The following is a 13,283-nucleotide window of genomic DNA, read 5'->3' as shown; positions in this document are numbered from 1 at the left end:
CAGCGAACCTACGCCCTTCCTGTCGTCAGAAACGACATCAGTCTGGCGCGTAGTAGCCCGCCTGATGAGCGGCACGATCCAGCGCCTCCCTGAAATCGGGATGAGCAAGCCCGATCATCGCCTTTGCCCGCTCTGCCACCGATTTGCCCTTGAGGTTCACCCAGCCATATTCGGTAACAACGATATGGATATCGTTGCGCGACGTCGTTACGGGACCTGTGAGGTTCGGAACGATACGCGAAAGAGTTCCCTTCGCCGCCGTCGCATGACAGGCGATGATCGAGCGGCCGCCGCGTGAGCCATAGGCGCCGCGAACGAAGTCCACCTGGCCGCCCGAGCCGCTGAACTGCCTTCCGTTGACAAATTCGGAATTGCACGCGCCATTGAGATCGATCTGCAGCGTCGCATTCACCGACACCATACGATCATTCTGAGCGATGACGAACGGATTGTTCACATAATCAACGGGATGCGCCTCGACATCGGGATTATCGTTCAGGAAGTCGTAAAGCGGCTTGTCTCCCAGCGCAAAGGTGAAGATGGTTCGCCCAAGATGTATCTGCTTGCGGCTATTGTCGACCACGCCAGCCCTGACTAGAGCGGCAAGTCCCGATGTCATCATTTCTGTATGGATGCCGAGGTGGCGGTGCTGTGAGAGACCGGCGCAAACTGCGTCAGGAAGCGCACCGATGCCCATCTGCAGGCAATCACCATCATCCACAAGCCCGGCGATGATAGCACCGATCGCATCATCGACTTGCGAACGAGGCGCGGCAGCAAGCGCCGGCAGGTTTGCGTCATTCTCGACAAGTGCCGTGACGCGCGAGACCGGGATCATGCAATTGCCCCGCACATAGGGCATGCTGGGATTGACTTCGAGGATCAGCCGAGTGCCGGGCTTGCGGGCGACCGCCAGCGCATAATCCGTACTGGCGCCGAGGCTGAAATTCCCGTCCGCATCCATGGGCGAGACAGTAGCGATCAACGTATCCACGCCGACATGCTCGACAAGCGAGCGCGGCACCTGGCTGAAATGGCATGGCACGATTTCGGCGGCAGGCAGCGTCTCCGCCATTCGCCGCTTATCCAAGGCACGATCTACCGCTCCATGAAAATAACTCATGGGAATGATGCGGTCGCGTAGGTCGAAGTCGAGCACGCTGGAGCCGGCGACACCCGTGCAAAGCAGGTAATAAAGCCGGACGTTGTCCACCGCCCCGGCCCGCGCGCGTTCGGCCAATGCTGCAAGGATGGCAGGCGGCTGGCCGGCAGCGATCGGCATGGCGATCTTCGCGCCGGACGGTATTAGAGCAACGGCCTCATGGGCAGAGCGAACGCGTTCGCGGTATTGCGTCTGATGATTAGCGGCCATCGAGTCCTCCCCTTGAATGCCACCGTCAGCACAATTTGGCATCCACTGCAGGATCGTGGCCGGCCCTCCTCCGAGGCCGCCGCGAGCGCTTGCTGCAGTGGAACACGCTTACATAAAAGCGCCGAACCCGCTGTTTGCGCAAGACCCGAACATCGCATTCACACCGGCAAGAATGGAAGTGTCAGGCCCGGACGTCGACTGTACCCATCATGCCGAGATCTTCATGCTCGAGGATGTGGCAGTGATACATGCGCCGCCCCGGCAAATCTTGTCGCAGCAGGATACGGACCGTCTCGCCGGCGGCAACGTTCACGGTGTCTTTCCAGGCCCGGTAGGATGGCTGGGTGACCGCGCCATTCTTTTCGCGTTCGACAAGCTGGAACTGTGTCCCATGCACATGAAACGGATGGTCCATATCCGCCTGGTTGACGATTTCCCAGAGCTCGACCTGTCCGACCTTCGAAACTTCGTCAATGCGCTTCATATCGAAGCTGGCGCCGTTGATGAGGAACTTCATCTCCATGCCTTCCATGGATTCCGTCAACACAAAGCCACGCGTGACGGCCGGCTTAGAAAGGTGTTCGATGGAGCGCAGCGTCGCGGGAAGCGGTGGCACGTTGGGTGCAGCCTCCTCTGAAACATTTGCGGTCAGCAGGGTTATGCCGGCCGCTTCGGGCTTGCCGGGTCCCATCCACCCGCGATCATAGTCGAGCGTGGCAAGCTTTGCCGCTCCCGGCCTATCGAAGGATATGATGAGCTCAACGCGCTCGGCAGGTGCAAGCAGCAAATCGTCGATGCCGACAGAAGCCTCGATAAGGCCGCCATCCGTTCCGATAAGCACCATGGCGGCATTCTCGAAGGCCAGTCGCAGGAAGCGCGCATTTGTCGCGTTGAAGAGACGCAGGCGACGCTTCTCCCCTTTCCTCACGGTCAATACCGGATTTTTCTGGCCGTTGACCAGCACATGATCGCCGACGCGCCCGTTCATCACATCGATCATGTTGCTCGCCGGCATGCTTCCATCTTCAGCGATCCGAAGATCGGTGAACATCAAAACAGTATCGCCATATTCCGCAGGGATCGGGTCATCCTTGGATTTCACCAGAAAGATGCCTGCGAGACCCCGATAGACCTGCGCGGCGGTGAAGCCGTGCGGATGGGGATGAAACCAATAGGATGCTGCGCTGCCTTGCCGCAGATCGAAAGCATAGAGGCGCTCGCTACCCGAGGCGATGGATTCCATGGGATTGCCATCCTGATCGGCTGGCACCGGCATTCCGTGCCAATGAACCGTCGTCGGTTCATCGGGAATGCCGTTCCTGAAGCTGATCTCGACCCTGTCGCCCTCACGCGCCTCGATCACCGGATTTCCGCCATTATAGAGGAGCGCGGGCGTGTCGAGCCTGTCTGCGAAGCGAACCAACCCCGGTTCGGCGGCAAGCCTTGCCTTGAACAGACCCGCTTCGCCGGCCTCGTTCAGCAAACGCGGCAGCTCCCGCAAAGGCTGCCCTTCCGGCAGGACAGGTTTACCGCCGGTCATCGCCATGTCATGAGCATCGTTTGCTCCCATATGTCCCATGTCATGCATCATCTGGGCCGCGGCCGGCCCGGAAATCGCAAGACCCGCCAGCCCTGTCAGAAAATTACGTCGATGCATCGATTGCTTCCTCTTACTCAACGATATCCTCATAAGCGCGCTCACCACCGTCAACGCATCCGGACTGGTCTCGATCCTGGCGTCTGGAGCGACAGACTGATTGCCTTGGTGGCGGATCTGGCGCAGCCGCAGGTCATGTTTTCAAGTCGCAGCACCATGAGAATTCTCATCTGTTTCGATCTGATGGTGCTCAAAGTGGAGGTTCCAACCATGGTAAGGTCAAGTGTCCTGCGGCGGAAAATATGCTATTGACCTTCCCATGGTTGGAAGGCCGATCTTCCATCGGCAACATCAGGCGGTGCCTGAGGAGAACATTCATGAATATCGGACAGGCGGCGAAAGCATCGGGTGTATCGGCGAAGATGATCCGCTATTACGAAGAAACCGGCCTTATTCCGGCGGCCGGCAGAACGGCATCGGGCTATCGCGACTATTCGGATACCGACGTGCACATGCTGCGTTTCATCCGCCGGGCGCGCGATCTAGGCTTTGCCGTTGCTGAAATCAGCGAGCTTTTGGGGCTCTGGCGCGACGAAAGCCGCCAGAGCGCCGAGGTCAAGCGCCTCGCTCAGGGTCATATCGCGGCACTGAAGAAAAAGATCGCGGACCTGCAGGATATGGAGCACACACTTACCATGCTCGTTAACTCCTGTCAGGGCGACCATCGTCCGCATTGCCCGATCCTGCAGCGGCTCGAGACCGATCGGGAAGACGAAAATCTGTCGATCCAGCCTCGAACCGGCGCCATACCGCGGGCGTTGCAGTGATCTCCGCTCATCGGTTCATCCGCTCAGCGACTCGTCTGGTGCGCGGGTCGTCAATATATCGCCGATCACCGGGCCATGTTCGATCGTGCCGTCTTCGCCGCGCCGATATTGGACGCCGACCTTGCAGGCATGAGGGGCCATTTCCCAGATCCAGCCCTTGAGATGGCGGCCGGTGTCGGGGGGCGAGTAGAGTGGCATGTTGAACCGCAGTCCGTCGTCCTCGCCAAGATCGAGCGTGCACATGACCGTGCCTTCGCCGTCGTCCTCTTCGTCAAGGTTGGGGTCCGCCACATGCGTAATCGTGGTGCGAAGCGGCTCGACATGCACGAGGGCATGCAGGGCATGCGGAAGATCGGCAAAGGGCGGTGCCGCACGACCGTCGCTCGGCTCTTCGTCGAAAGCCTCATCCAGCGTGACCCGGCGGAAATAGTATTCGCTGTGCCCCATTTCGTCCCAGCCGCCGATCGCCGTTGCGATATCGTCCAGATCGTGGACACGCAGGAGGAAGCTGGTTCCGCCCGAATGCATCACCACGAGACGGTCGTCATTGTCGTCGCCGCCGAGGGAATCGGTGCGCAAGCGGATATCGAGCTCAACGATCTCATCACCTTGAGCGTTGCGGGAGGTTTCATAGGCCCCGCTGTAGAAACGCACTTCGACGCGTTCCAAAGTCCGATGATGGATACGCCAGAACAACAGGTTGTAACGACCATCGGCCCGAAGCGCCAGGAGCCTGTGCCAGTCGATATAGGAAGACAAGTACAGGCCGGTCAGACCCTGACCGGCTGCAACATCCTCGAAGCCGGGGCGATATTCGACGGGCAAGGCGTCGGCCACCGTCGTTGGCTTCTCGGCCGTCGGCCTGGGCGGATCGACGGCATCGCGAAGACGCTGGTGTATCTCGAAGGCATCGACCTTCGCGATCTGCAGCATCTGCATCGAAAACAGCATCTGGTCGATCTCGTAGACCTCGCCCGACGAGAGTGCTCCGCATTCCTCACGCGCCGACCGCACTAATGCCGGCGAAATGAGGGATTCAAGCGACTGCCTGTCGCAAAGGAAGCGATTGAAGAATTCATCGAGGCTCCAAGCCAGGTCGCTCGTCCTTTTCGATACGGGATCGATGAAGACGACATCCTCGTCGGTTGCCGTCAACTTGCGGTAATATAGAAGGACGCCGAATGGCGTCAGTGCAATCGGGATGCGCCGCACGTCATCCGGCGGCGAAATGATCCATCGGTTAAGCACGGCCTGCCATGGTCGCGGGTCGATCAGGGCCAGTTGCATTTCGCCATAGAACCCAAGCCCCTTGCGACGCCACAATTCGAGAAGGCTGGCGGGAAGAATGCCTTCATAGGCGGCGACGAGCTCGCTGTCAGCTCGGGAAACCTGCCGCGATGGCGGATGCTCTGCGATGAAGCGGTGAAGAGCAAGGCGGCGAAACGGAAGAACAAGGCGATCAAACATAAGTTGTATATGGACGGCGGCGTCCATCGGACAAGATACCGATCGTCCAGCCACGCAATTTCCCTATTCCCCACCTGATCGAAGCAATCGGCTCAGGCTTCGCCATCCAGAAATTGCCGGAGACGCGGCACGACGAAATCGAGGAAGACGCGCACGCGCTGCGGCATGCGCGCGCCGCCGAGAAAAACCGCGTGTATCTGTTCCTCGTCCGGCTCGACGACATCGGCAAGCACCTCGATGAGACGACCGGCCGCAATATCGGCCCGCACGTGATAGTCGCCCATGCGGGCAAGCCCCACACCCGCGAGCGCCATGCGCCGTACGGTTTCGCCATTATTGGCAAGCAGCGAGCTCGTCATGGCGCGATCGACGATGCGGCCGCTTTCCCGCACCGGCCAGACAGGTGCAAGACGGCGGAAATTGAAACCCAGGCAATTGTGCCGCGAGAGATCATCGACGCCCAGCGGTATTCCGTGGTGATCGAGGTAGCTGGGCGCTGCGACGATCTTGCGGCGGGCAATACCGATGCGGCGTGCAATCATGCCTGAAGCCGGCAAAGCCCCAACCCGAAAAGCAACGTCGGTGCGGTCGAGATAAAGATCGACGATTTCATCGGAAAGCGACAGATCGACGACAACATTGGGATAGGTCCGCCAAAATTCCGGCAAGAGCGGCTCGAGGCCGAGCACCCCCAGCGCAACGGCAATATTGACCCGCACCGTGCCGCCGGTCGTCGTCGCACCCTGTGCCAGCTCCTGTTCGACCTCGTCGAGATCGTGCAGCAGGGCCTGGCTGCGCTCATAATATATCTGGCCCTCCGGGGTCAGCGACAGCCGCCGGGTGGAACGCTCGACGAGCCGCACGCCGAGCCTGGCTTCGATGCGGGAGATCAGCTTGCTGACGGTCGAAGGCGTCATCCGCAGCAGGCGCGCCGCTTCCGAAAAGCTGCCGGCTTCCACTACACGAAGAAATACCTGCATTTCGCCAGCGCGATTGTCCATGGAACACCAATCTTTGATTTAGTTTCACAAATAATGTGAAAACTCAGCCAATTCTCAATCGAGAACGCGCTCTCTATTTCATAGGCGGAAGAGATTGCGCCATCAAGTCCGGTGCTCGATCCATTCACGGCGGCCGAAGCCGCCGAGGCTTTCAAAAGGAGTTTTCGATGCTTACCGTTACCGCCCATGGCGCAACAATTCCCGCGCTCGGCTTCGGCGTCTTCCGCATGTCGGACGCAGAAGTAGAGCGGGTCATCCCGGCCGCACTGGAGGCCGGTTTCCGTCATTTCGATACCGCACAGATCTATCAGAACGAGGCGGCCCTCGGCCGGGCTCTTGCTGCCGCCGGCGCCAAGCGCGATGATCTATTCCTGACGACGAAGATCTGGGTCGACAATTATAGTCAGGACAGGTTCGCCGCCTCGGTCGACGAGAGCCTCGACAAGCTCAAGACCGACCGCGTCGATCTTCTCCTTCTGCATTGGCCGGGCGACAAGGTGCCGGTCGCGGAGCAGATCGAAATGCTGAGCGCTGTCAAAGCCACCGGCAAAACCCGCTTCGTCGGCGTCAGCAACCAGAATATCGCCCAGATGCGGGAATCGGTCAGACTTTCCAGCACGCCGATCATGACCAATCAGGTCGAGATCCATCCCTATCTGCCCCAGCACGCGCTCGTTGCAGCCGCAAAAGCAAGCGGTCCTGCGATCACCGCCTACTACGGCATGGCCGACGGTGCGGTGCCGAAGGATCCAGTGCTGCAGCGGATCGGCGCCAGATATGGCAAGAGCGCCGCGCAGGTCGGTCTTCGCTGGCTGATCCAACAAGGCCACATCGCTTTGTCCAAGACGGCCAACCCGGAGCGCGTCAAGGAAAACATCGCAATCTTCGACTTCAATCTCGACGAGGCGGATATGGCCGCCATCGCCAATCTCGCACGCCCGGATGGCCGGATCGTCAGCCCGCCCGGTCTCGCGCCCGAATGGGACGCCTAAGGAGCTTCAATATGGACACCAAGATTTCGACGACCCAAAAGGCCCAAACATCCTCTCACGCCCAATGGGCGCTTCTCGCCCTTGCGATCGGTGCCTTTGGCATCGGCACGACCGAGTTTTCGCCGATGGGACTTCTCCCCGTCATCGCCAAGGGGGTCGACGTCTCGATCCCGACCGCCGGCCTTCTGATCAGCGCCTATGCGATCGGCGTGATGGTCGGCGCCCCCTTCATGACGCTCGCCTTCAGTCGCTTTGGCAAGCGCACGGCACTGATGCTGCTGATGAGCATCTTCACGATCGGAAATCTCATGTCGGCGATGGCGCCGGGCTACTTCACGCTGCTGCTTGCGCGGCTCGTCACCAGCCTTAACCATGGCGCCTTCTTCGGCCTGGGTGCGGTGGTGGCGGCTAGCGTCGTGCCGAAGGAAAAGCAGGCAAGCGCCGTTGCCGCCATGTTCATGGGGCTGACGATCGCCAATATCGGCGGCGTGCCGGCCGCAACCTGGGTCGGTCAAGCGATCGGCTGGCGCATGGCTTTTGCAGGAACGGCACTGATCGGCATAGCCGCCATTGCAGCGCTATGGTTCGCCCTGCCGAAAGGCGAGCGTGGCGCGATACCTGATATCAAGCGGGAACTTACCGTACTTACTCACCCCACCGTGCTGCTTGCGATGGCAACCACCGTCATGGGCGCAGGCGCGATGTTCTCGCTATATACCTATGTCGCTCCGGCTCTCACCGAACTTACCGGCGCATCCAATAGCTTCGTGACCCTCGGGTTGATCCTCATCGGCGTCGGCTTCACGATTGGCAACTGGCTGGGCGGACGGCTCGCCGACTGGTCGCTCGACGGTGCGACCAAGATCTTCCTGGCTCTGCTCGCAGCCATCATGTTCGCGCTGCCGCTGGCGATGGTCACCCACGTTGGTGCCGCCATCGGTCTGCTTCTCTGGGGTGGCGCGGCATTTGCCCTCGTCCCGCCCGTGCAGATGCGCGTCATGGAAGCGGCGGCAGAAGCGCCGGGGCTTGCTTCCTCCATCAATGTCGGGGCCTTCAATCTCGGCAATGCTCTGGGGGCGGCCGCCGGTGCCGCCGTCATCAGCCTCGGCTTCGGCTATGCGGCGGTCGCGATTGCCGGAGGCCTGCTGGCCGCCGCCGGTCTGGCGCTTGTATTGATCGGTACGCGCAAGCCGTCATCGCTCCCGGCAAATTGCGGCGCTTGATAAGCTCAAGGCGTCCAAGCCCTCGATAATGAGGCCTGATCATGCCGTCTGCAGGTTGATGCCATCGCCTGCAGGCGGTTTTGCGCCATCCCGGGGATTACTTGTAGCTTTGTCCTGTTGAAGGCACGCCTTATCGTATTGTGCTGGCCGGTGCCGCACATACCGAAATTGGCCGGCACTTCTAATTTGTCTGATGAATTAAAGGCCTTCGTATTGCCAGCGCTGGTTGCTTTCGGATAGACCCTTTCCATCTCTCGTGTTCAGATTTTCCGGAGCATCGAAATGCGTCTTGAACCGCAGCAGCGAATTTATGTCTGCTTCTTCCTCTTTGCGGTATCGATGGGCGCAATGCTGTCGCGCCTTCCCGATCTGCAGGACGCCTTGCAGATCGACAAATCGGAGCTCGGTCTGACACTGATCGGCGCAGCTATCGGCGCCCTGATATCGCTCACCTTCGCCTCCCCGATCGTTGCACGTCTGGGCGCGCGCAAGACGGCATTCATCACCGTGCTCGGAACTTCCGCATCCCTGGCGCTCGTGCCCTGGATGGGCGTTGCTCCGCTTGTCTTTGCCATCCTGCTTTGTGAAGGTCTGCTGGCCGGAGCGCTTGAAATCAATCTCAACGTCGAGATCGATCGCATCGAGGCGCAGCTTGGCCGGGGCGTGATGAACCGCGCCCATGGGTTCTGGAGCCTCGGCTTCTTCGTCACCGCCCTCGCATCTTCGGTCATCCGCCAGGCCGGCATTTCGATGCAGCTGCACCTTGCCCTGACATTCACTTTCGTGCTGATCGTGGGTTCGCTTGTCATTGCCGGCATGCGTAATGCGCCCGCCCGCCCGGCACAGGATCATCCGGAGGCCGGGCATGTCGCGCTGCCGACGCTCGGCCTTCTGCCTCTCTGCGTGATCGGCATTGCCGCTTTTCTGGTCGAGGGCGCAGGTATCGACTGGTCGGCGATCTACATGCGCGACGTCTTTCACGTCGAGCCCTTGGTCGGCGGTCTCGGATTGACGCTTTTTACCTTCTTCATGGCGCTGGCAAGATTGTTTGCGGACCAGTTCGTCGATCGCTTCGGCTCCCGCTCCGTTGCACTGTCGCTGCTGCTCCTCTCGACTGCCGGCCTCTGCGCCGTCTGGGTCGCGCCCCACTCCAATGTGGCGCTGCTCGGCTTTGCCCTCATGGGCGCCGGCTGCAGCGCTGTTTATCCGCTTGCGGTTTCGGCCGCCGCCCAGCGCACCGATCGTCCGGCTCATGTCAATGTTGCCGCACTTGGACAAATGTCCTTCGTCGTCTTCTTCCTGGCTCCACCGCTGCTGGGATTCGTTGCCGAACATGCAGGAATTCGCACGGCCTACCTTGTCTGCATCCCGGTCATCCTCGCCGCCTTGATGGGCATCGGGTCGCTCTCCGCACGCCGCAGCGCTTTTGCATAAGGGCTCTCCTATCGCTGAAGTCGCCTCCATCTTCGCCAGCATCCGTTATTCGCTGTGAGGGGGAACGCTATACGCTTCCCCCTCCTCCGCAGCCAAGCGTGGGGCATCGCTCGCCTGCGGTGCTTTCACCAAACCAGGAGCCTCTGCCCGCTTAACGCAGCGAGCGGAATGCCGCCCTGACTTCATTGGTGAAAATCGCCGGCTGCTCCCAGGCCGCAAAGTGGCCGCCATTCTCGGTCTTTTTGAAGTAGATCAGATTGCCGAAGGCACGCTCCGTCCACGACTTGGGTGCCTGATAGATTTCTCCCGGAAAGACACTAACCGCGACCGGCACGGAAGGGATCCTTTCGAGAGCGTTGAAATTGTTGGTGTGGTCTTCCCAATAGATCTGGGCTGCCGAGGTACCCGTCTCCGTGAACCAATAGAGAGAAATGTCGTCCAACATCTCGTCCCGAGTGAGAACCTTTTCCGGCTGCTTGTTGCTATACGTCCACTCGGCGAACTTGTCGTACATCCACGCGGCCATTCCGATCGGCGAATCGACGAGCGAGTAACCGATCGTCTGCGGACGCGTAACCATCATTTGGGCGTAGGCAGCGCTGTCCCGGTAGAAAATTGCGAGCTTCTCGAAGCAGGCGCGTTCGTCCGCAGTGAGACCTGCGGGCACAGGGGCACCTGCAGCCAAGATCGGCACGATTTCTTTTGGAACGATCGCAGGCATGTTGAGATGAATGCCCAGCAGTCCGGGCACCTTTTGATGCGCCATGCGCTCGGAGATGACCGAGCCGCAATCACCGCCTTGCGAGACGAACTTCTCATATCCGAGCCGATTCATCAGCGTGCCCCATGCCCGGCCGATATGGTCCGAACCCCAGCCCCTCGTCTTCGGCTTGCCGGAGAAGCCGAAACCGGGGATCGATGGCACCACGAGATGAAAGGCGTCTTCGGCCTTGCCGCCATGAGCGGTCGGATTCGTCAAGGGATCGATGACCTTGAGCATTTCCAGAACCGAGCCCGGCCAACCGTGGGTCATGATCAGCGGCATTGCGTTTTCGTGTGGGGAGCGCACGTGAATGAAGTGAATATCCAGCCCATCGATTTCGGTCATGAACATCGGCAGAGAATTGAGCTTCTGTTCCACCTTTCGCCAATCATAGCCGTCGGCCCAATATCCAACGAGATCGCGCAGGCGTTCGAGTTGCACGCCCTGGGAGTCGTCAGCGACATTCTCCTTGAGCGGCCAGCGTGCCGTCGCAAGCCTCTGCTTCAATTCGGCAATCGCGCTGTCGGGAATATGGACCTTGAACGGCTTCACACCATCAGGCAAGGCGTCCGATGCGGCAAAGGATATGGCGGGCTTCAGGAGCGAGGCTGCACCGGCGACGGCAGCCGCAGTCACAAAGGCGCGTCTATTCATTGAGAAGGATAAAGGCGACATCAGAATCTCCAAATGTTTGGGAGGCTTGTTGAATGCCGCGAAGTTTTGCTCTCTGCGTGTATCCCGGCTGTGTCCTCAACCCAGCCAAATTGTATCCCTCTTTGTCCAGATCGACCGAGGCTACAATGGAACACAGAACTCTGCGTTTTGGCTTTGCCAGCGGCAAAATGCACGCGAAAAATATGGAACTTGGCCGAGTAGCCAGTGAAGAGGAATTTTTGGAGAATCTCGGGGGTGGGAAATGAGGCAATGCGGCGCTGCCGAACCCTGAAGTGGAACCAGAGGGTTTGCGCGAGCGTATGGAAGTCGTCTTCGATGATGGAAGCGGCTCGATGGCTACCTGCTCGAAGCGGCGCTCGCCTATGGGCAAAATAGGGGCGGCTATCCTGGCGGGAGGAGAAACCATGGATAGCCGGCCGGCCGCGATATGATGAGATCAGACCGGCAAATTTCACTCAATCGCGTTGCCGCACCTTACGGCGCGTAGCGCGTAAAGACGTAGTCGTGATCCCTGACGTTGCCGACATGGCAGCTGAGACAGGTTTCATGTTGCGCAACGTCAACCGGCTTGCCGTCGATGAACCGTCCGAAACCCCAGCCGTGACTGTCGGGATATTTCTTGGAATCCTTCACCATGACCTGCACCGTGGTCGGCGTTCCAGGCACCGTTGCCGGCGCGAACTCCGTTGATTGCTTGCGCTTATAGGCAAGCTTGACGAGGATCGAACCATCCGGAAAAGGCAGGGTACCCTTTTTATAGGCGTCGATAGCGATATCGTTGCCGAGTACCGCGCGAAGTTCGTCAAGCGGTGGAGCCTCTTGTGCCGGCGCAATGAATTTCCAGTCCCGATAGCCTTCCGGTATGGTGACGCCATAAATCGGCGAGGCATTTTCCGGCGGCGTCGCAGAACCTGCCGATTGAGACGCGGCGATGCCAACGGCAAGGCTTGAGACGGCCAATGCGCTAAGGAATGCGAATTTCATTTTTGACTCCTGCCTGACGGATAATCCCGCAGAAGATCGCCGGGAATTGTATCCGCTAAATTTCAGGAAACGGCTCGATTGTATCGCAATGTAGCCAGGGAAACCCATTCGTGTGAGCTGCTCATCGGAAATCGGGTGGCTACCGCCCCGGTTCGGACGCTAGGCTTCAGCTTATCGCGGCTTCCGAGGACCCGACATGAACACATCGATCTCCACTTCCACGCCGGCTTTCACGGAAAACTCTATAGAGGCTCGGGGCGACGCTTATGATTGGCCGTCGCTGACGGGAGAACTTGACGGCTTCGGCTGCGCCATCCTTCCGAAGCTTCTCGCATCGGAGGAATGCGATGCAATCTCCAGCCTTTATCCCGAGGAACATCATTTCCGCAGCCACATCATCATGGCTCGTCACGGCTTCGGAAGAGGCGAATACCGCTATTTCAACTATCCGCTGCCGCGGCTTCTCGGTGGATTGCGCACAGCGCTTTATCCCCACCTCGCCGGCATCGCAAACGGCTGGAACGCACGGATGGACGTCGAGGAACGCTATCCCGATGAGCATGCCGCCTCCCTAAGGCAATGTCATGAGGCCGGCCAGAGGCGCCCGACGCCGCTGCTGTTGCAATATGTGCCGGGAGACTTCAATTGCCTGCATCAGGATCTCTACGGCGAACTCGCCTTTCCGATCCAGGTGGCCATTCTGCTGTCGGAGCCGGGACAGGATTTCACTGGTGGCGAGTTTGTCCTGACCGAGCAGCGGCCGCGCATGCAAAGCCGCGTGGTAGTCGTGCCGCTTCGACAGGGCGATGCCGTCGCCTTTGCGGTCCACAATCGGCCCGTGCGCGGAACGAAGGGAAGCTACCGCGTCAATCTCAGACACGGGGTAAGCCGCGTCCGCTCAGGCATGCGCCACACTGTGGGGATCATCTTTCACGACGCCCGCTAAGG

The 13,283-nt window shown here is 59.8% G+C and carries 11 protein-coding genes; 5 read left to right on the top strand and 6 right to left on the bottom strand.

Annotated elements, in window-relative coordinates; all coding sequences use genetic code 11:
• Nucleotides 1-37: 37 nt before the first annotated feature.
• Nucleotides 38-1,372, bottom strand: coding sequence for an acetyl-CoA hydrolase/transferase family protein (locus FHT73_RS26930; protein ID WP_183716074.1), 1,335 nt, complete (start codon nucleotides 1,370-1,372; stop codon nucleotides 38-40).
• 181 nt (nucleotides 1,373-1,553) lie between these two features.
• Nucleotides 1,554-3,029, bottom strand: coding sequence for a multicopper oxidase family protein (locus FHT73_RS26925; RefSeq protein ID WP_183716072.1), 1,476 nt, complete (start codon nucleotides 3,027-3,029; stop codon nucleotides 1,554-1,556).
• 317 nt (nucleotides 3,030-3,346) lie between these two features.
• On the opposite strand from FHT73_RS26925, the gene cueR reads away from it, so the two are divergent.
• Nucleotides 3,347-3,796, top strand: a complete 450-nt coding sequence (cueR, locus tag FHT73_RS26920; protein ID WP_183716070.1) for a Cu(I)-responsive transcriptional regulator — start codon at nucleotides 3,347-3,349, stop codon at nucleotides 3,794-3,796.
• Nucleotides 3,797-3,811: 15 nt separating this feature from the next.
• Here the strand turns inward: cueR and FHT73_RS26915 are convergent, their stop codons facing one another.
• A complete protein-coding gene (locus FHT73_RS26915; RefSeq protein ID WP_183716068.1) occupies nucleotides 3,812-5,263 on the bottom strand; it encodes a GAD-like domain-containing protein in 1,452 nt (483 codons plus the stop codon).
• A gap of 92 nt (nucleotides 5,264-5,355) precedes the next feature.
• Entirely contained in the window at nucleotides 5,356-6,264 is a 909-nt protein-coding gene (locus tag FHT73_RS26910) for a LysR family transcriptional regulator (protein WP_112611024.1), read from the bottom strand.
• A 167-nt stretch (nucleotides 6,265-6,431) separates the two neighbouring features.
• On the opposite strand from FHT73_RS26910, the gene FHT73_RS26905 reads away from it, so the two are divergent.
• The 3 genes from FHT73_RS26905 (at nucleotide 6,432) to FHT73_RS26895 (ending at nucleotide 9,913) form a co-directional block, all read left to right on the top strand.
• A complete protein-coding gene (locus FHT73_RS26905; protein ID WP_112611022.1) occupies nucleotides 6,432-7,256 on the top strand; it encodes an aldo/keto reductase in 825 nt (274 codons plus the stop codon).
• Between the two features lie 11 nt (nucleotides 7,257-7,267).
• Entirely contained in the window at nucleotides 7,268-8,479 is a 1,212-nt protein-coding gene (locus FHT73_RS26900; protein WP_183716066.1) for an MFS transporter, read from the top strand.
• A gap of 282 nt (nucleotides 8,480-8,761) precedes the next feature.
• Entirely contained in the window at nucleotides 8,762-9,913 is a 1,152-nt protein-coding gene (locus tag FHT73_RS26895; RefSeq protein WP_183716064.1) for an MFS transporter, read from the top strand.
• Between the two features lie 151 nt (nucleotides 9,914-10,064).
• On the opposite strand, the gene FHT73_RS26890 is transcribed toward FHT73_RS26895, so the two are convergent.
• Nucleotides 10,065-11,351, bottom strand: a complete 1,287-nt coding sequence (locus FHT73_RS26890; RefSeq protein ID WP_183716062.1) for an epoxide hydrolase family protein — start codon at nucleotides 11,349-11,351, stop codon at nucleotides 10,065-10,067.
• A gap of 474 nt (nucleotides 11,352-11,825) precedes the next feature.
• Nucleotides 11,826-12,335, bottom strand: coding sequence for a cytochrome P460 family protein (locus FHT73_RS26885; RefSeq protein ID WP_183716060.1), 510 nt, complete (start codon nucleotides 12,333-12,335; stop codon nucleotides 11,826-11,828).
• A 196-nt stretch (nucleotides 12,336-12,531) separates the two neighbouring features.
• Between FHT73_RS26885 and FHT73_RS26880 the strand changes: the two genes are divergently transcribed.
• A complete protein-coding gene (locus FHT73_RS26880; RefSeq protein ID WP_183716058.1) occupies nucleotides 12,532-13,281 on the top strand; it encodes a 2OG-Fe(II) oxygenase in 750 nt (249 codons plus the stop codon).
• Nucleotides 13,282-13,283: the final 2 nt, after the last annotated feature.

The organism is Rhizobium sp. BK098 (assembly GCF_014193155.1).
In the GTDB taxonomy this organism is placed as follows: domain Bacteria; phylum Pseudomonadota; class Alphaproteobacteria; order Rhizobiales; family Rhizobiaceae; genus Rhizobium.
The sequence above is the reverse complement of the archived record's forward strand: the minus strand, read 5'-3'. Positions and strand labels throughout refer to the sequence as shown.